The sequence below is a fragment of the Nocardia sp. CA-107356 genome, from assembly GCF_050946365.1.
Classification (GTDB): domain Bacteria; phylum Actinomycetota; class Actinomycetes; order Mycobacteriales; family Mycobacteriaceae; genus Nocardia.
In genome coordinates, this window is sequence record NZ_CP191992.1 from 3,273,104 (window position 1) to 3,291,503 (window position 18,400).

Annotated in this window: 18 protein-coding genes; 9 read left to right on the forward strand and 9 right to left on the reverse strand. The window is 65.8% G+C overall.

Annotation, left to right across the window (positions count from 1 at the left end):
- Positions 1-111 precede the first annotated feature (111 nt).
- Together ACQP1G_RS14610 and ACQP1G_RS14615 are read right to left on the reverse strand one after the other, a co-directional pair.
- Positions 112-651, reverse strand: coding sequence for a carboxymuconolactone decarboxylase family protein (locus ACQP1G_RS14610; protein ID WP_433203711.1), 540 nt, complete (start codon positions 649-651; stop codon positions 112-114).
- A gap of 49 nt (positions 652-700) precedes the next feature.
- Positions 701-1,288, reverse strand: a complete 588-nt coding sequence (locus ACQP1G_RS14615; protein WP_433203714.1) for a peroxiredoxin — start codon at positions 1,286-1,288, stop codon at positions 701-703.
- Positions 1,289-1,402: 114 nt separating this feature from the next.
- Between ACQP1G_RS14615 and ACQP1G_RS14620 the strand changes: the two genes are divergently transcribed.
- Positions 1,403-2,317, forward strand: coding sequence for a hydrogen peroxide-inducible genes activator (locus ACQP1G_RS14620; protein ID WP_433203717.1), 915 nt, complete (start codon positions 1,403-1,405; stop codon positions 2,315-2,317).
- A 39-nt stretch (positions 2,318-2,356) separates the two neighbouring features.
- On the opposite strand, the gene ACQP1G_RS14625 is transcribed toward ACQP1G_RS14620, so the two are convergent.
- On the reverse strand, positions 2,357-2,791 hold the full coding sequence (locus ACQP1G_RS14625; RefSeq protein WP_433203720.1) for a MarR family winged helix-turn-helix transcriptional regulator: 435 nt from the start codon (positions 2,789-2,791) through the stop codon (positions 2,357-2,359).
- Between the two features lie 91 nt (positions 2,792-2,882).
- Here ACQP1G_RS14625 and ACQP1G_RS14630 point away from each other — a divergent pair, with 91 nt between their 5' ends.
- Positions 2,883-3,740 carry an SDR family oxidoreductase gene (locus ACQP1G_RS14630; protein WP_433203723.1) on the forward strand — a complete coding sequence of 286 codons (858 nt, stop codon included), beginning with the start codon at positions 2,883-2,885 and terminating at the stop codon, positions 3,738-3,740.
- A 92-nt stretch (positions 3,741-3,832) separates the two neighbouring features.
- Here ACQP1G_RS14630 and ACQP1G_RS14635 read toward each other — a convergent pair whose 3' ends face one another.
- On the reverse strand, positions 3,833-4,756 hold the full coding sequence (locus ACQP1G_RS14635; protein WP_433203726.1) for a hypothetical protein: 924 nt from the start codon (positions 4,754-4,756) through the stop codon (positions 3,833-3,835).
- 223 nt (positions 4,757-4,979) lie between these two features.
- On the opposite strand from ACQP1G_RS14635, the gene ACQP1G_RS14640 reads away from it, so the two are divergent.
- The 5 genes from ACQP1G_RS14640 to ACQP1G_RS14660 all read left to right on the forward strand — a co-directional run bounded on the left by ACQP1G_RS14640 (position 4,980) and on the right by ACQP1G_RS14660 (position 8,746).
- Positions 4,980-5,474, forward strand: coding sequence for a gamma-glutamylcyclotransferase family protein (locus tag ACQP1G_RS14640; RefSeq protein WP_433203733.1), 495 nt, complete (start codon positions 4,980-4,982; stop codon positions 5,472-5,474).
- Between the two features lie 60 nt (positions 5,475-5,534).
- Positions 5,535-6,125, forward strand: coding sequence for a TetR family transcriptional regulator C-terminal domain-containing protein (locus ACQP1G_RS14645; RefSeq protein WP_433203736.1), 591 nt, complete (start codon positions 5,535-5,537; stop codon positions 6,123-6,125).
- An 88-nt stretch (positions 6,126-6,213) separates the two neighbouring features.
- The gene (locus ACQP1G_RS14650; RefSeq protein ID WP_433203739.1) at positions 6,214-6,948 is read left to right on the forward strand and encodes an SDR family NAD(P)-dependent oxidoreductase; all 735 of its coding nucleotides are present in this window, start codon (positions 6,214-6,216) and stop codon (positions 6,946-6,948) included.
- Positions 6,948-7,148: a tautomerase family protein gene (locus ACQP1G_RS14655; RefSeq protein ID WP_433203742.1), complete on the forward strand. Its 201-nt coding sequence runs from the start codon at positions 6,948-6,950 to the stop codon at positions 7,146-7,148. The genes ACQP1G_RS14650 and ACQP1G_RS14655 overlap by 1 nt, the downstream gene beginning before the upstream one ends.
- 404 nt (positions 7,149-7,552) lie before the next feature.
- Positions 7,553-8,746 carry a cytochrome P450 gene (locus ACQP1G_RS14660; protein ID WP_433203745.1) on the forward strand — a complete coding sequence of 398 codons (1,194 nt, stop codon included), beginning with the start codon at positions 7,553-7,555 and terminating at the stop codon, positions 8,744-8,746.
- Between the two features lie 81 nt (positions 8,747-8,827).
- Here ACQP1G_RS14660 and speD read toward each other — a convergent pair whose 3' ends face one another.
- The 4 genes from speD to ACQP1G_RS14680 all read right to left on the reverse strand — a co-directional run bounded on the left by speD (position 8,828) and on the right by ACQP1G_RS14680 (position 14,758).
- Positions 8,828-10,030 carry an adenosylmethionine decarboxylase gene (gene speD / locus ACQP1G_RS14665; RefSeq protein ID WP_433203748.1) on the reverse strand — a complete coding sequence of 401 codons (1,203 nt, stop codon included), beginning with the start codon at positions 10,028-10,030 and terminating at the stop codon, positions 8,828-8,830.
- Positions 10,031-10,038: 8 nt separating this feature from the next.
- On the reverse strand, positions 10,039-11,139 hold the full coding sequence (locus tag ACQP1G_RS14670) for a type III PLP-dependent enzyme (protein WP_433203751.1): 1,101 nt from the start codon (positions 11,137-11,139) through the stop codon (positions 10,039-10,041).
- Positions 11,140-11,265: 126 nt separating this feature from the next.
- Positions 11,266-13,764, reverse strand: coding sequence for a DEAD/DEAH box helicase (locus tag ACQP1G_RS14675; RefSeq protein WP_433203754.1), 2,499 nt, complete (start codon positions 13,762-13,764; stop codon positions 11,266-11,268).
- A gap of 49 nt (positions 13,765-13,813) precedes the next feature.
- A complete protein-coding gene (locus ACQP1G_RS14680) occupies positions 13,814-14,758 on the reverse strand; it encodes a PAC2 family protein (RefSeq protein WP_433203757.1) in 945 nt (314 codons plus the stop codon).
- Between the two features lie 318 nt (positions 14,759-15,076).
- Between ACQP1G_RS14680 and ACQP1G_RS14685 the strand changes: the two genes are divergently transcribed.
- Both ACQP1G_RS14685 and ACQP1G_RS14690 read left to right on the forward strand, forming a co-directional pair.
- Positions 15,077-15,799 carry a DUF5642 family protein gene (locus ACQP1G_RS14685; RefSeq protein WP_433203760.1) on the forward strand — a complete coding sequence of 241 codons (723 nt, stop codon included), beginning with the start codon at positions 15,077-15,079 and terminating at the stop codon, positions 15,797-15,799.
- A 404-nt stretch (positions 15,800-16,203) separates the two neighbouring features.
- The gene (locus ACQP1G_RS14690) at positions 16,204-17,352 is read left to right on the forward strand and encodes a DUF4192 domain-containing protein (RefSeq protein WP_433203763.1); all 1,149 of its coding nucleotides are present in this window, start codon (positions 16,204-16,206) and stop codon (positions 17,350-17,352) included.
- A 66-nt stretch (positions 17,353-17,418) separates the two neighbouring features.
- On the opposite strand, the gene galE is transcribed toward ACQP1G_RS14690, so the two are convergent.
- Positions 17,419-18,399 carry a UDP-glucose 4-epimerase GalE gene (galE, locus tag ACQP1G_RS14695; RefSeq protein ID WP_433203766.1) on the reverse strand — a complete coding sequence of 327 codons (981 nt, stop codon included), beginning with the start codon at positions 18,397-18,399 and terminating at the stop codon, positions 17,419-17,421.
- Position 18,400: the final 1 nt, after the last annotated feature.

Genomic DNA, 18,400 nt, shown 5'->3' on the forward strand with positions numbered 1-18,400 from the left:
GGTGCGTATCGCGGACAGGCTAGCGAGCCGCTCCGACATGTACCGGTCGACGCGGAAACGGCAACGGCCCCACCCTTTTGGGGCGGGGCCGTCGCTCGGCGTGACGAGATGTCAGACTGCGGCGGCGGCCAGCGCCTCCGTGGACTGCACGGCCTGGCCGACACCGGCGACGATCGCGGCGGCGCGCAGCGATTCGAAGATCACCTCGCGCGAGACGCCCGCCTCACGCAACGTTTTCTCGTGTGCCTCCAGGCAGTGGGCGCAGCCGTTGATCGAGGAGACCGCGAACGACCACAGCTCGAAATCGGCCTTGTCGATGCCCGGGTTGCCGATGATGTTCATCCGCAGACCGGCACGCAGATCGTCGTAGCGGCCCTCGAGAAATGCCTTGCCCCGATAGAAGACATTGTTCATGCCCATGATCGAGGCGGCGCCGAGTGCGGCGTTGTAGGCCTCCGCCGACAGGTTGTCCGCGGCCTCCTCGGCGATCTCACGCAGCGTCGTTGCCGACCGGGTCGCGGCCGCCGAAGCCAGCAGGGTGCCCCACAGTTGCTGGTCGTTCAGCACGGTGGTGCGTGCGATGGACGACAGATTGAGCTTGAGGTCCTTTGCGTACTCGGGAAGGGAGTTCTTCAGGGTCTCAATGCTCATTCGGCGAATCCTCTTCTCATTCAGGGGTTTTCAGGTGTATCGGCTATGCTCAGACGCTCGCGGCGAGCAGTTCGCCCGCGTTGATGGTCGGGTCGCCCTTCTTCCAGTTGCAGGCACACAGCTCGTCGGACTGCAGTGCGTCGAGCACGCGCAGCACCTCGTCGACATTGCGCCCGACCGAACCCGCGGTCACCGAGACGAACTGGATCTCGTTGTTCGGGTCGATGATGAAGGTGGCGCGGTCGGCGACGCCGTCGGCGTTGAGAACGCCGGTGGCGGAGGCCAATTCACGCTTGAGGTCGCTCAGCATCGGGAAGGGGAGGGTCGCGAGATCCTCGTGCTGGGCGCGCCACTGGAAGTGTACGAACTCGTTGTCGACCGAGGCGCCGAGCACCTGGGCGTCGCGGTCCTCGAACTCCTCGTTGAGCTTGCCGAAGGCGGCGATCTCGGTCGGGCACACGAAGGTGAAGTCCTTGGGCCAGAAGAAGACGATGCGCCACTTACCGGCGTGGTCGTCGGAGGTGATCTGGGTGAAGTAATCGTCAGGCTGCTGAGCGTCGACCTTCGACAGGTCACCGCCGATCACCGCGGTGAGGTTGTATGCCGGGAATTGGTCGCCGATGGTCAGCAAAGCCATGCTTGTCTCCTCGTCAGTCGGGTTGCTAGAGCGAGTGGATCGAAAAGCTCACTGGTGATCTTGCCCAAAGGCCGGTGAAAGGTAAACGTGATCAGTCGCACTACACTGATAGGCGTGACTGATCAGACTTATCAGCCGACCCTGTCGCAGCTGCGTGCGTTCGTAGCGATTGCGGAGTACCGCCATTTCGGCACCGCGGCAGCCAGGCTCAGTGTGAGCCAGCCCACGTTATCGCAGGCACTGGCCGCGTTGGAACACGGGCTCGGGCTGCAGCTGATCGAGCGCAGTACCCGTCGGGTGCTCGTCACCGCCGCGGGTATGCGGCTACTGCCGCAGGCGATGGCCACCCTCGAGGCGGCCGATCGATTCGTCGCTTCGGCGACCGGTGACAGTCTGGGCGGCACCCTGCGGATGGGCATCATCCCGACGGTTGCCCCGTATGTGCTGCCGGGCCTGCTGCCCGAGTTGCGCAAGGTGTTGCCCGCGTTGATTCCCCAGGTGATCGAGGACCAAACCGCCCGGCTCCTGGAGGGTCTGCGCACCGGGGTCCTGGATGTGGCGTTGCTCGCGCTGCCGACCGAAGCGCCCGGCTTGGTCGAGATCCCGTTGTACACCGAGGAATTCGTGCTGGTTACCCCGCGCGGCCACGAGCTGGCCGGTCGCACCGATATTGCCCCGGCCACCCTCGCTGCGCTGCCGCTGCTGCTCCTCGACGAGGGGCACTGCCTGCGCGATCAGACCCTGGAGTTCTGCCGCTCCGCCGACGCGCACCCGGGCGCGGTCGGTGATACCCGTGCCGCCTCGCTGGCGACCGTAGTCCAGTGCGTCGCAGGCGGTCTCGGCGTGACCCTGATTCCGGAGATGGCGGTCGAGGCCGAAACCTCGCGCGGCACACTGGAAACCGCGCACTTCGCCGCACCCGCGCCCGGGCGCCAGCTCGGTCTGGCGTTTCGTGCGTCGACCGCCCGGGCCGATGATTACGCACGGCTCGCGGAGATCATCCGGTCCCAGCGGCCCGGAGCGAACTGAGCAACACCCGCTGCCAGGTGCACCCCCGCGTGTGCGGGATCAGGGTGCCGAGTCGCCGAGGAGTTCGGTTGCCGTGCGGTGGATTTTGTGCAGGGCGCTCATCAGGTAGCGGCGTTCGGTGGGGGTGAGATCGGCGGTCACCTTGTCCTCCAAGGCTTGTCGCTGCGCTTCGATCGGCTGCTGCAGGGCGCGGCCCTTATCGGTGAGCCAGAGGCGGACGAGGCGATTGTCGTGCTCGTCGCGGCGGCGCTCGAGCAGATCGGCCGCGCTCATGCGGGTGGCCATCTTGACGACGGTCGGGGTGCTGACGTTCAGGGCCGCGGCAACTTCGCCCGGGGTGCGGCCGTCGCGCTCCCATAGCAGGGCCAAGACGTGATTCTGGCCCAGATGTAGTCCGAGCGTGCGCATCTCGCGATCGGCGAGGGCGCGCAGCGTCTTCGAACTGCGGCCGTGCAGGTCGAGGAATTCGGGCACGGTCGGCCTCCTTGTCGTGGTCGCCAGGCGTTGACGCTTGATCGTTAGCCGTCTAACGTTTTATTCGTTAGACGGCTAATGATATGGAGATATGATGATAGTTGTTACCGGTGGCACCGGAAATATCGGCCGTGAACTCGTCGGCGAACTCGATGCCAGGGGTGCGGATTTTCGCGTCCTGGTTCGTGATCCGGCTCGTGCCGCGGAGTCCGGGCATGGTGAGCTGATCGTCGGTGACTTGGACGATCCAGCCACCCTCGCCGCGGCCTTCGACGGCGCCGACGCACTGTTCCTGCTGGTGCCGGGCATCGGATCGGCGCACACGGTGAGCGCGGTGGCCGAGGCGCGAGCAGCGGGGATACGGCATATCGTGCAGCTGTCGTCTTTCAACGCGATGGGCGATCCCGTACCGGCCATGGGGCTTTGGCATCGTGAGCGTGAGCGGATTGTCGCCGAATCCGGCATTCCGGTGACCGTGCTGCGCCCCGGTGGCTTCATGACGAACGCGCTGGCCTGGGCGCGGACAATTCGCTCCGGCGGTGCGGTCCTCGATCCCACCGGCCCCGGCCGCTACGCCCCGATAGATCCCGCCGATATCGCCGCCGTGGCGGCCGAAGTCCTCACCAACGACGGTCACCAAGGCGTGACCTATACCCTCACCGGCGCCGAAACATGCACTGTCGCAGAGCAAGTCGCGACCATCGCCCGAACGATCGGCCGCGCCATCGAGGTGCGCGAGGCGGCAACACCGCAGGAAGCGTTGCAGTCCCGCTACCCCGGCGGTGCGCCACCCGCACTGGCCGCGGCGATTATCGAAGGGTTCGAATTGATGCGCGCCGATACGGTGGGGTTCCGCACCGATACCGTCCGTCGGCTGCTCGGCAGGAGCCCACGCACGTTCGCCGAGTGGTGCGCCCGCAACGCCGATGCATTCCGTCCGGCCGCATAACCCCTGCGGGATGCCGTGCTCGATTGGACGACCGTTTCGCTGTATTCGGTACGGATGATGATTTTCACGGGATGCTCGCACCGAAGACAGCGCTATTGGCAGGTTTCGAATTCGGTGCGTAGTCGGCGCTGCAGGACGATGGCGTCGGGGGTCAGGTAGTGCTCCGGATGGGCATCTGCGGCGCTGGCGCCGTCGGAGCATCCGGCGATCTTGACGCTGCCGGTGAATTGTTTGTCGGGGGAGAAGCTGCCCCAGTTCCAGCGCAGATCCATCGGATGCTCAGGTGTCGGTCCGGTCCTGGCGATGACCGCGGTCAGGTCCTGGTAGGCGGTGTCCGGGCTGTGCACTCCGACAGAGAGATTCGCGATATGTCCGCTGTCGACGCGGACATAGGCCACCGGGAGGGCGAGGGTGCCCAGCAGGGTGTTGATGTCGTGTTCCTGTTGCGGGCCGAACGGCAAGTCGACGGTCCACACCGGCTCCTGGTCGGCAGGCCGGATGGTGACTCGCGCCGGATCATTGTCGAGGGCTGTGCGCACGACTGCGAGGGAATCCGTTGTGGGCGGTGACTTTTCGATCTCGATACCGTAGGTGTTCCAGGTGATCGCGGCGCCGGGCAGGCTCGCGCCGAGTCGGCGCAACCCACGGGTACGGGCGGTGATGCGGTTCGGGTCCAGTTCGGCGCCCGCCTTCAACTCCAGTCGATTGCCGACGACGAAGTCGGCCGACTGCCGGTAGGAGTCGAAGTCGTGCTGCTTGATGGTGTTGATCCGGGCGACCACATCCGCGATCTGCGCTTCGGAGGCCGTGCGCATCGATAGGTCCAGGTCCAGGTAGGTACCCCGGGTGAAGTCGTTGGAATAGTCGACCGAAATGCTTTCGACGCCCGGCATGGCGCCGATCTCGGATCGCAGCCGATCCGCCTGCGGGCGGTGGTCGGGTGCGTTCGCGCACCCGGCCAGCAGGGCCGAAACGATGGCGACGGCGATCCCCGTTGCGAGCGTGCGCCGGATCATGGGTGCCTTCCTGTAGCGCCTAGCGGGCGAATGCTCCTGACTCCTCGGTATGTTCGCGATGCTCGGCCCTCGCATGGTGGAGCATGCGGGCGATGGCGGCCCGGAGGGCGGTATCGGCTCCTGCCGCAGGTTACGCGCCCGGACACCGATTTTCCGGTAGCAGGCGTCGGTGTCGGGTGGATTCTGTCGCGCACGCACTGTGCACCGGGCGTAATCTCCGCTGGTGGACGGTTCGAAGGGGTTCGCGATGGACGAGTCCGGCGCGGTTGTGCTCGGCACGCGGTCGGCCGCGCCGCAACCGCGGGCCGGTGGCTCGATTGCGAGGGGTGATCGGCTGTTCGTCTACGGGACGTTGCAGTTTCCGGAGGTATTGGTCGAGTTGATCGGGCGGTGTCCGGAATTGGTGGCGGCGGCATTGACCGGGTGGCGGGCGGCGGCACTACCGGGGCGGGTGTATCCGGGGCTGGTGCCCGCCGCGGATGGGGTCGCGCGTGGTGTGGTGCTGTCCGGACTCGACGCGGACGAGTGGGCGGTGCTGGACGCGTTCGAGGATGACGACTACGAGTTGCGCCGGGTTCGGCTGGATACGGTGGCATCGGCTTGGACGTATGTGTGGACTTCTGGTGTCGCGCAGGATGATTGGTACCCTGAGCGTTTTGCCGCCGAGCATCTGGGCTGGTTCGTGGTTCGGTGTGCCGAGTGGCGACGGCAGCTCTGAGTCGGGGCTGGTGATGGGTTGGATTTGCTATTCCAAGACGACCGGTCATATATTAATCGCATGGCGCGACCGCGACGCAGTGATGACACTCGACAGCTTCTGGTGGAGCAGGGGGCTGCCGGATTCTTGACGAATGGCTATCACGGCACCGGTATCAAGCAGATCCTGGATGCGGTCGGGGTGCCAAAGGGTTCGTTCTACAACTACTTCGATAGCAAGGAGAGTTTCGGGCAGGCCATCATCGACCACCATTCGCTGTGCGTGCAGCGGAATTTGGCCGAGGCGCTGACGAGTGCGCCGGATCCGATCGACGGGTTGCGCGCGTTCTTCGGGCGGCTCATGGACGATTTCGTGCAGGCGGAGTTCACTGGCGGATGCCTGATCGCGAACCTCGGCGGGGAACTCGAGGGCAGCGAGGTGTTGCGGGAATCGTTGGCCGATGCCTGGAATTCCTGGCGGGACGGGGTGGCGGCAGCGCTGCGCCGGGCGCAGGGGCTCGGGACGATTCGCCATGATATCGACGCCACCGAGCTGGCGGATCTGCTGTTGGAGTCGTGGGAGGGGGCGGTGATCAGAATGAAGATGCAGCGCTCGCTCGAACCGCTGCACAAGTGTCTGCGCCGACTACTGGATGACTATTTCCGGCCCTGAACTGTAGGGATGTTCGGCTTTGACAGTTGCACGTCCATTCTAAGACGACCGGTCGTATCGACTGGGATCATGAGAAAGAGAGAGAAATATGGTCAAGACGGTCATCGTGACCGGATCCTCCAGTGGGATCGGGCGCGATATCGCTCGGGCCTTCGTCGAGCGCGGCGACAATGTCGTGCTCAACGGGCGGGATGCGGACAAGCTTGCGGCGGTGGCGGATTCGCTGGATGCACCGGAACAGTTGGCCGTATTCGCCGGTGATATCGGTGCGCCCGCGACAGGTCCCGAGCTGGTGCGCCTCGCAGTCGACCGGTTCGGCCGAGTGGATGTGCTGGTGAACAATGCAGGGATCTTCGGAGCCAAGCCCTTCGTCGAAGTCACCGAGGCGGATCTGGACAGTTACCTGAACGGGAACCTGAGGGGGACCTACTTCACCACGCAGGCGGTGGTGCGGCAGCTTCAGGCGCAGAAAACTGGTGGCAGCATCGTGAATATCGGAACGGTCCTGATCAACCACGCCCTGGCCGGGCTGCCCGCGTCTGCGGCGTTGGTCAGTAAGGGCGGTGTACACGCGCTGACAACGAGCCTGGCGGCGGAGCTCGCTGCGGACGGGATTCGAGTGAATGCCGTTGCCCCGGGCATCATTCGCACCCCACTGTTCGGCGACGGCGACGAAAACTCTTCGGGCAGACTGGCTTTGCTCAACCGAATCGGCGAGGTGAGCGAAACCACCGCGGCAGTACTGTATCTCGCGGACGCCGCCTTCACCACCGGCCACATCTTCCCCGTCGATGGCGGGTTCATCTCGGGAAGGGCCGCGTAATGCCCTACGTCAATATCAAAGTCACCGACGAGGGTGTCACCCGCGAACAGAAGACCCAGCTGATCAAAGGAGTCACTGATCTGCTGCGCGACGTGCTCGGTAAGGATCCGGCGACGACATTCGTCGTGATCGATGAAGTCGCGCTGACGGATTGGGGCATCGGCGGGATGAATGTCGAGGACTGGCGCAAGCAGTCATAGGTCCGGATGTTGGCCAGTGCGACCATTCCTGCCCGAGTTCGGCGGGATCCGCAGGATCGCGGCAGGAATGGGCGCTGATTCCGACACTCGAAGCAGCTTGTCGGAGTCCTTCGTCGAACGGAGACCGGCCGCCCAGTGACCTTCGACGCCATACCGTTCGCGAATCTGATTCAGCCGCAGGAATACGATGGGCCACCCAGCGCGTCACCAACCGCACCACCCAACAGTGATCCCCGTACCCGGTCGAATACCATCGTGTAATCCACCACGAGACGACATCATTTCGCATCCGGTCGGTACCACCGCAATGCCATCGACTGCCGTGGGGCGCCGATGGACTTCCGAACCGGACCGACACCCGGCGCTGTTGATCTGAGATTCGATGTATCCGGTCTAGGAGCAGCATGGCTATGCCCAGTGAGGTTCGAGCCGAGATCGGTTGGAGACGGGCGATCCTCGACCGTGACATTCCGTCCGCACTCATCGCGCGGGCGCGCCGCAACGGCGGGATCGTGCGGGTCAGGGTTCCGTTGCCGGGCCGGTCTTTCCTGATCACCGACAGCGACCTCATCGACCGTGTGCTGCGCACCGGCGCACGCGAATTCGACAAAGGTGGTCCGATCTACCGGATCATCCGCAACGCGACCGGCGACGAGGGTTTGTTCGCGGTCAACGATCCGCACGTGTGGCGGAGCTTACGTGAACACACCAATCCCGCGTTCGCGGCGGCCGATCTGGCGCCGCTCGCGCACGAGAGTGTCCGTCGATTGAACGACCGGATCGATAGCTGGCGCCCGGACCGAGCTGTCGAGGTGTTCAGCGAATTCAAACTGCTCAACGTGGAACTTCTGGCACAACATCTTTTCGGGCAAGCCGTCGACTGCGCGACAGTGCTGCGACTGGCCCAGCCGATCTTCGACAGCCAGCGCAAGCAGTGGTTCCGGATCGGCGGCGGCAGGTACCGGCGCGCCATCGCGGCCATGGACGCCGAAGTCCACGCCATCATCGAGCGGCGGCGCGCCCTGGGAGACTTCGGCGGTGACCTGCTCGGACACCTACTGCAGGTGCGTCCGGAACTTCCGGCTCAGCGAATACGCGATCAGGTGATAAGCCATTTGATGGCGGGTTTCGACAGCACGGCTTGTGCTCAGGCGTGGGCATGTGTTCGGCTGGCCGACCATCCCGTCGAGCTGGCCGAATTGCGGACCGAAGTCGCCCAAACGCTGGGGAGTCGCGCACCGGCCGCAGCCGATCTCGCCCGGTTGCCGCTGCTCACATCGTTTTTCGACGACGTTGTGGCACAGCGGCCATCGTTCCCGCTCATCTTCCGAAATGTCGCAGTCGATACCGAGTTGGCCGGTCGCCCGCTGCATCCGGGCGACCAACTGTTCATCGCACTCGGACCCGCCCGCCAACCGTTCGGCATCGGCAAGCGAAAATGCATCGGCGAACCAATGGCACTACTGACCGGCGCATTGTCCATCGCGGTACTCGTCCAACGCTTCGGCCGATGGCAGCGCACACGGCCGGGCAACCAGCAAATCCGCTACGCGACCACAGCCCCGCCCCGACACAGCGAGATCCGCTTCACGCCATAAGACGATGACGCACGACCCGACCCACAACTCGAATCGCACCGGAATCCCTCGGGACCCGGTGCGATTCGACGTGGAGTACTGCTACACGCGCAGCGCGTGCGGTTCGATCGCGCCACGCACCAGCGCTCGCGCGTCGACCGTCTCGGCGCGGTAGGGCAGCGTGCCCAGCCGATCGGTCATCCCCGGCACCGGATCATCGATCCGCTCGTTCAACCCGAACAGGAAGGTCCACTCGTGCTCATCGCTGCCGTACTGCACCACGGTGCCGAACTGCTCCTGGAAGCGCTTCCAGGACCGCTTCAACGTCTCGTTGCGCCACATCGTCGCGCATCCGGCCTGCGCGCTCAGCACGCCGCCGGGCGCGAGCAGGGCCTGACATCGCGAGAGGAACTCCGACTCGTAGAGGCGATTGTGCTGCGCGTCCTCGACCCGCTCATCGGGCAGATCGATCACGATGACGTCGTAGCGGGTACCCGCCTCGGCCGCATTGGCCAGGAAGTCCCAGCCGTCGGCGTAGTGCACCTTGATCGGGCCGTCGCCGCGCACCGCGGCGGCCAGCTCGTCGCTGGTGTAGCCGTAGGGCAGGTGCTCGGCGCACAGCTCGACCTCGCGCTGATCGATATCGACGTGATCGACCAGCGTCGCGCCCGCGGCGACCGACATCTGACTGGCCACACCCTCACCCGAACCGATGATGAGGACCTTGTCCAGCTTCGCGGCCAGCGCGAAAGCGGGAACCATCATCGCCTCGTGGTAGGTCAGCTGGGAGAACTCCGTGGACTGGCGATCGTCATCGGAGAACAGGCTGATGCCCTGTTCGGTGCGCGCGATCACCATGTGCTGGAACGGAGTATAGGTGTCGACGATCACCTCGTGCAGATCCCAGATGCGCGTCAGGCCGTTGCCGACCGGCTCCTCGATCCGGGTGGAGCCGTGCCCACGCTGGATCACCTGCATGCGAACATCTTTGGGCGACAACTTATCTCGCAGTAGCTCGACGGCCTTCGACGCACCGGCGCCGATACTTCCGCAGGTGAAGACGTCGACAAAGATGTCGCCGGACTCCGGATAAGTGTGAATCGAGGCGTGAGACTCCGACAACAGCGCGAGGACAGTCACCCCCTGCGGATCGAACTTCTTGTGTACGACATCGCAGATGGTGACGCCCGCGGCGATCAGAGACTCGCGCAACGCCGATTCGAGTCGTTCGAGGTCGTCGCAGAGGGTCGCGTCGACACCACCGAACTCGGCCAGCACATGCCAGCCGGTGAATTCCGCCGTCATGGGCAAACTCACTCTCGCTCAGCGCCCGAGACATGAACGGTCAAGGGCGGAAAACCATTGAAGGACACCGACGAATAGCTCGCGGTATAGGCGCCGGTATCGAGGATCTGGATGCGATCACCGGCTCGCAACGAGGTCGGTAGCAGGACCTTCGTGCGTTGATACAGTACATCGTCGCCGTCGCAGGTCGGTCCGGCCACCACCGCCTCGTCCACGGGGTCTCCGTCACGTTCGGTGACGAAGCGGTATGCGATGTACTCGTTCTCGGTCTCGGCCATGCCGTTGTAGCGGCCGATGTCGAGATACACCCAGCGCCGTCCGTCCGGCGCGATGCGCACGCCGATGACCTCGGCGTGAATGGTGCCCGCCGAACCAACGAGCGCGCGGCCGGGCTCGACGACGAGTCCGGCGGTCTCAGGAAGGAATTCGGCGGTGGCCGCGGCGATGACGGCCCCTATCTCGTCGAGTGCGGGCGCCGCCTCGACGTACGAAATGGGCAGGCCGCCGCCGATATTTACCGAGCGCACCCGAATGTCTTTGTCCGCCAACGCTTCAGCGATGCGGCCGGCCTGTTCGATGCCGATCCGCCAAGCTCGCGGGTCGGTCTGCTGGGAGCCGACATGGAAGTACGGACCCCCGACGACGAGTCCGAGATCGCGGGCGCGCACCAGCAGTCGCAGCGCCTCGCTGGGCGAGCAGCCGAACTTGGTGCCGAAGGGCGTCGTCGACTGCGGGGCCGAGGACAGGAACCGGCATTCGACCTCCGAGCCGGGCGCGTGCTCGACGATGCGCAGCAGATCGTCCTCGGTGTCGAACGCATAGCGGCGCACGCCCGCGGCGTAGGCGGCGGCGATATGGGCGGCCTTCTTGATCGGGTTCCCGTAACACATGCGGGCCGGGTCGACGCCCTCACGCACGCACAGTTCGATCTCGCCGACGCTGGCGACGTCGAACTCCGCGCCCGCACCGTCGAGCAGGCGGATCAGTTCCGGGACCGGGCTCGCCTTGACCGCGAAGCGAATTCGCGCTTCGGGTATCGCTGCCGCGAGTGCGCGGTAGTTCTCGCGCACTCGCTCCGGGGCGATGACCAGATAGGGCGATTCGGGCATGTTTGAGCCGGTCAATCTAAGGGAACTCTCCGTCGTTTGGGGGGCGGCCGTCGTTCAGGCACCGCGCGAGAGAGTATCAGCGCGATGCCCCGGTTCACTAACTCGTTGACGACACCTTGACCATGATCACCCCGCGACTACCGTGACCTCGTCGAATACGATCTCGCCCGCGGCGTCGGACTCGGCGAGATCGACCACCGCCGCCAGCGCCCAGCCGTGGTCGCCCGCCGGATCCTCGAGCACCTGGCGGACGTGCCAGAAACCGGGGCGTTGTTCCACCTGGAACAGTTGCGGACCGCGGGCGTCCGGGCCGGTGCCGATGCTCCCGTACTCGTCGAAATAGGGTGTCAGCTCCGCTTGCCAGTCCGGACCCTGGCCCAGCTCGGTAAGGGTTTCCCAGCGGCGCAGCGCGGCCAGTTCGACGCGGCGGAACATGGCATTGCGGACCATCACCTTGAAGGCGCGTTCATTGGCCGAGATCGGGCGCACCGACTCCGCGCCGAAGGCGAGCTGATCCGCGTCGGTCTCCGCGCCCGGGTTGGTGAGCTGCGCCCATTCGTCGAGGAGACTCGAATCCACTTGGCGGACAAGCTCGCCGAGCCATTCGGTCATATCGTCGAGGTCCTCGGTGCGCGCGGATTCCGGGACGGTGCGGCGCAGCGCGCGGTAGGCATCGGCGAGGTAGCGCAGTACCACGCCCTCGGAGCGGGCCAGCTCATAGTGCGAGATCAGCTCGGCGAAGGTCATCGAACGTTCGATCATGTCGCGCACGACCGATTTGGGGGACGGGGCGAACTCCGACATCCAGGGGTGCCCGGCCCGGTAGGTCTCGAAGGCGGGCTCGATGAGTTCGGCAAGGGGTTTGGGCCAGGTGACCTCCTCCAGGAGTTCCATGCGTTCGTCGTACTCGATGCCGTCGGCCTTCATCTCGTTGATCGCCTGGCCCCGGGCCTTGTGCTGTTGGGCCATGAGCAGCTGGCGCGGATCCTCGAGCGTCGATTCGATGAGCGAGATGACGTCGAGGGTGTAGCCGGGGGCGTCCTTGTCGAGCAGTTCCAGCGCGGCGAGGGCGAAGGGGGACAGGGGTTGGTCGAGTGCGAAATCGCGTTGCAGGTCGACGGTGAGCCGGGCGCGGCGGCCCTGTGCGTCGGGTTCCGGAAGTTGTTGCACCACACCGGCGTCACGCAGGGCGCGATACAGGCGGATGGCGCGCAGGATGTGGCGGCGTTGGGCGGCGCGTGGCTCGTGGTTGTCCTCGAGCAGGTGGCGCATGGCCTCGAAGCAGTTGCCGGGGCGAGCGATCACATTGAGCAGCATGGAGTTGGTCACGGCGAAGCGCGACACCATCGGTTCGGGCGAGGCGGCGACGAGACGGTCGAAGGTCTCCTCGCTCCAGGAGACGAAGCCCTCCGGCGGTTTCCTACGCACCACCTTGCGCTGCTTTTTCGGGTCGTCGCCCGCCTTGGCCAGCAGTCGGGTGTTCTCCACCTCGTGGTCGGGGGCTTGCACCACGACGGTGCCCATGGTGTCGTAGCCCGCCCGGCCCGCGCGGCCCGCGATCTGATGGAATTCGCGCGCCTTCAGCCTGCGGGTGCGTACACCGTCGTATTTGGTCAGGCCGGTGAGCAGCACCGTGCGGATCGGCACATTGATGCCGACCCCGAGGGTATCGGTGCCGCACACCACCTTCAGCAGACCGTCCTGGGCCAGGCGCTCCACCAAGCGGCGGTACTTGGGCAGCATGCCCGCGTGGTGTACGCCGATGCCGTGGCGGATCAGTCGCGACAGCGTCCTACCGAAACCGGAGGAGAACCGGAAGTCGCCGAGTGCCGTTGCGATGGCGTCTTTTTCGGCGCGGGTGGCGAAGTTGACGCTGGTCAGCGCCTGCGCGCGTTCCAGTGCCGCGGCCTGGGTGAAATGCACTACGTACACCGGTGACTGGTTGGTGGTGACGAGATCTTCCAACGTTTCGGTGATGGGGGTGCGCGCGTAGGAAAAGCTCAGCGGGACCGGGCGTTCGGTGCCCGCGACGATCGCGGTCGGGTTACCGGTGCGGCGTCGCAGATCGGCCGCGAAGAAGTCGACCTCGCCGAGCGTGGCCGACATGAGCAGGAATTGGGCGCGCGGGAGTTCCAGTAGCGGCACCTGCCAGGCCCAGCCGCGGTCCGGATCGGCGTAGAAGTGGAATTCGTCCATGACGACCTGGCCGACATCGGCGGCCGCGCCCTCGCGCAGTGCCATATTGGCCAGGATCTCGGCGGTGGCGCAGATGATCGGCGCCTCCGGATTGACCGCGGCATCACCGGTCACCATGCCGACCCGGTCCGCACCGAACACCTCGCACAGGGCGAAGAACTTCTCGCTGACCAGGGCTTTGATGGGTGCGGTGTAGTAGGTGCGCAGGCCGCGTGTCAGCGCGAACAGGTGCGCGCCGACCGCGACCAGGGATTTGCCGGACCCGGTAGGGGTGGCCAAGATGACATGGGACCCCGACGCCAATTCCAGTAGCGCCTCGTCCTGCGCCGGATACAGCGGGGTGCCCTGCTCGGCCGCCCACACCCCGAAGGCTTCGTAGAGCGCGTCGGCGTCGGTTCCCGGTATCTCGAGCAGCTCGGTCAGATCCACTCCGACCACCCTACGGGCTGCCATCGACGGCCCGGTCGGGGTGATCGGGTCAGTTGGACTGTTCGCCCTCGTCGCCGTCGTAGCCGCCCTGCTCGGCCAGGAAGCGCTCGAACTCGGCGCCCAATTCGTCGCCGCTCGGGAGTTCGCCGTCGCCGACGAGCAAGCTCGACTGGCGTTCCTGTGCGCTGACGAAGCTGTCGTATTGGCGCTCGAGCGCGTGCACGACGGTCTCGACCTCGGAGTTACCCGCGATGTGCTCGTTGACCTGCTCACGGACCCGTGCGGCGGCCTCACCGAGCGCGGCCAGGGGGATTTCGAGGCCCGCGTTATCGGCGACGTGCTCGAGAAGGGTCTGCGCTGCCTCCGGGTAGGCGGTCTGCGCGAGATAATGCGGCACGTGCACCGAGAAACCGACGGACTCGTGGCCGTGCTGGGCCATCCGGTATTCCAGCAGCGAGGACGCGCTACCCGGCACCTGTAGCTCGCCCGGCCAGCGCTGGTGGTCGGCGATGAGATCGCGGTCCGAGGAGTGCGCGGTGATGCCGAGCGGGCGGGTGTGCGGGATTGCCATCGGGATCGCGCTCAGGCCGATGCTGCGGCGCACGCCGAGCTGTTCGGCGAGCAGACGCACCGCGGTGGTGAACTTCTCCCAGCGCAGATCCGGTTCGAGCCCGGATAGCAGCAGGAACGGGGTGCCCGATGTGTCGCGCAGCGCCCAGAGATTCAGCTCGGGCTCGGCATAGTCCGAGAAGTGATCGGTCTTGAATGTCATCAGTGGACGACGCGATCGGTAGTCGAGCAACTCGTCGACGTCGAACGAGGCGACCAACTCGCTCTCGAGACTCTCGCGCAGGTGCGTGGTGGCCAGCCGCACCGCATGCCCGGCATCGGTGAAGCCTTCCAGTCCGTGTACCAAGACCGGACCCAAGCCATCATCGGACGACAGCTGTGGAGCTGGGAACTCCAACTCGTACATTCGCGACTCGTGGTCCATCGCGTACTCCTTCCTGCGCGGTTCACCGATGCGAGCCGCCTGGTGCCGAGAACTTCCAGGTCCTAGCCCTGCTAGGCATTTCGCGGCGGTCAACCACTGTCCATTGTCCCTCATGACACCGCCACCGGCCGCCACGGGCGACACCGACCCATAAGACAGGGCAACATCGGTCGTGCCCTACACATTCCCGCCCCGGCTGCCACCGCTTGCGATTGCTTGCCGGTCGCTCGAAAAGATCGGCTGGCGATTGCTTGCAGGTCGCTCGACCGATCGGCGTGGCATCGCGAGCGGGCACGGGGAGTTTGGCACAGTGGGACGGTGACTGTGCCGAATTCGACGCGCAGAGGGCCACGCGGATTCGCGGTATCGGGGTGGATGTCCCTCGCCGCGGGCGCGGTATTGCTCGCCGGGTGTGCGTCGACGGTGACCGGGCATCCGGTCGCTTCCGGGCCGAATTCGGTGACCGAGCATGTGGCGGCACAGCTTTCGACACTATTGCCCGACCAAGCGCAGTTTCCGGCCCCGTACGAGGCAGTGGTGCTGCCACCGGATGCGGCCGCACAGGCCTCGGGGGATCTGACCGGCGTGGGGCGCGGTTCGACCGTGCAGCCCGATGAATGTGCCCCGCCAGCCCAGCAATTCGGCCCGAATCAGACAGCCGTCACGGTGGGTACCGACAACGAGACGCGCGCCACGATCACCGTCGAGTTGACCAGGACCGGGCAGCCGCTGTCGGCATTGCGCGACCAGTTGCGGCGTTGTCGGCAAATGCGGGTCAGCCGGGCGGGCGCGACAACGACGGTGACCACCGAACTGCAGGCACCGCCACCGATCGACGCCGACGACACCCTCGCGCTGCGCCGGACGGTAGCGCCGCAGGTGAGTACGCCCGGGCTGACGCAGTCCATGCAGACGCTGACGGGTCAAGTCGGCGATGTGCGAATCGCGGTGACCTACATGTCTTTCAGCGATGCGAAACCGGATACGGCGGCGTTGGACGAGCTGTTCACGACGGCGGTGCGGAAGGTGAAGCAGGGATGAGTGCGGGTTTCGCCGATCGGCGGCAGGAGCTCCCGGCGAGACGGTAGCAGGTAGTACCGACACGATTATCGCTGTGGCCGGGTCCACAGACCAATTCGTACACAGACCAAGCGATTTCCACAGGGCAAGACAATTTCCGGATAAGGCCAGGTCGCTACCTCGGGCCCAGCTGCGTGGCAGCGCACTCTCGATGCATGACGACTTCCACGAATCCCGTTCCCGCCCTCGGAGACCCAGGCGATGGTCCATCTGCTCATGACGGTCTGTGCTCGAGCCCAGCCGTTCACCTGCGCACATCCGCGCACGCTCGAGGCGCCGCACGGTCCAGGATCGACTCGGTGCGTGCCTTCTCCGATGTCGACGATGATGAATCGTCGGAGTGCACACGGGGTTTCGGACGAGCGATGGGAACCTGTGCGGAACCGCCGCCGATTTTCGGCGATCGCAGCCCGGCCGGGGCGCTGCATGTCGATGATCCTGGCGAATTGATCGTGGCGGTCCCCGCGATGGTCGGGTTCGTGCCCGAGCGGTCGTTGGTGGTGGCCGTATTGCGGGGTGCGCCCGATCCTGACCACAGTCCGATCATCGATGCGGTGGTGCGATTCGATCTGGACCCCGACGGCGGTCGCCGGGGTCTGGCGGCGGCGTATGCGGAATGCATCTCGCAGATCTGCGCCGCAGAGGGTGCAACAGAGGTACTCGCGGTGATCGTCGATGACCGGGTGCGAGAACCGCATCGCACACGCCGACACGGCGCGGCGACTACCGGGCCGTTGGGCACGCTCATCGCCGCGTTCGGGCGGCGGCTGGCGCAGGCCGAGGTGTACCTGGAGGACGCATGGGCGGTGCGCGCGATCGAGGCGAACCAGCCATGGTGGAGTCTGCTCGACGTGAATCATCGTGGGATGCTGCCGGATCCGGCCACCTCGATGGTCACCGTCGCGCATGTGCTCGAAGGGCGGGCGATCCGCGGGGCTCGCTCGGAGTTGACCGATCTGGTCGCTACCGACGATGAGTTGGCGCGGCAGGTGGCGGCGCACCTCGACACCGCCCGCGCGATCGCGTACGAGCGGTATGCGGCGGCCGTCCGGCGCGGCGATCCCGACGGCTATCACCGGGGGGCACTGGAACAAGTGCTGTGGCAGATCGCCAACACCGACTCCGAGGTTTGCCGCACCGCCCGGGAATACGCGGAAATGGCTGCCGCACTACGCGATCGGGTCGTCCGCGATGCGCTGTTCGGACTGGCCATCGGCGACCACGCCGCCGCCGCGGAGAACCTGTGGGTGGCGCTGACACGGGCATTCGAGGGCAGTGACCGCGCCGACGCCGCAACCCTGCTCGGCTATAGCGCTTACATCCGCGGCGACGGCCCCCTCGCGGGCATCGCCCTCCAAGCCGCCCTGGACGCCGACCCCGCCCACTCCATGGCGATCTTGCTCGAGATCTCCCTGCGCACCGGAATGCGCCCGGACACCTTGCGCCGCTTGGCATACTGCGGTCTCGGTATCGCGGCTGACCTCGGCATCGACCTCGGCCCAGGTGTGCGATGACCATCGAGGCGAGCCACATGGTGGTTGCGGGGGTGTGCAACCACCATGTGGCTCGGGCCCAGTGGCCTACTTTGCGCTGTGTGCGAGCGGACCGAGGTCCCGGAGGAATTCCCAGGCGTCGGAGACGATTTCGTCGAGATCGTTGTGCTCGGGGCGCCAGCCCAGATCAGTGATGGCACCGTCGCTCGAGGCGATGAGGGTGGCCGGATCGCCGGGGCGGCGTGGCGCGTCCTGGGCGGTGATCGGGAGTCCGGTGACGCGTTCGCAGGCCGAGATCACCTCACGGACCGAGAATCCGGTCCCGCTGCCGAGGTTGAAGATGCGATGCGTGCCGGATTCCGCCGTGGCCAGGGCCAGCAGATGAGCCTCGGCGAGGTCGCGGATGTGGATGTAGTCGCGGACCGCGGTGCCGTCTGGTGTCGGCCAGTCGGTGCCGAAGACCGAAATCGCCTTTCGATGGCCGAGGGCGACCTGCAAAACGAGGGGTATGAGATGGGTTTCCACGACACGGTTTTCGCCGAGGCCACCGTACGCGCCCGCGACATTGAAGTAGCGCAGGCTGGTCGCGGCCAGACCGTGCGCGATCGAGTAGGAGGTGATGGCGTGGTCGATGGCGAGTTTCGAAGCACCGTAGGGATTGGTCGGCCGGGTCGGCGCGTCCTCGGTGATCGGCACCTGTTCGGGTTCGCCGTAGACCGCCGCGGTCGAGGAGAAGACCAGCTTCGGCGTTCCGGTGCGGCGCATCGCCTCCAGCAGTTCGAGGGTCTTCACCACATTGCCCTGCCAGTACTTCTCCGGCTGCTGCACCGACTCGCCGACCAGCGACTGCGCGGCGAAATGCAGGACACCGTCGAAGGATTCGGCCTCGAGCAGTGCGGGCGCGGCGACCGCGACATCACCCTCGACGAAGCGCGCCTCGGCCGGTACGCCATCGGCATTGCCGGTCGACAGATCGTCGACCACCACGACCTCGTGCCCCGATTCGAGCAGAACCTGCGCGCAGACACCACCGACGTAGCCCGCGCCACCCGTGACCAGAAGTTTCACG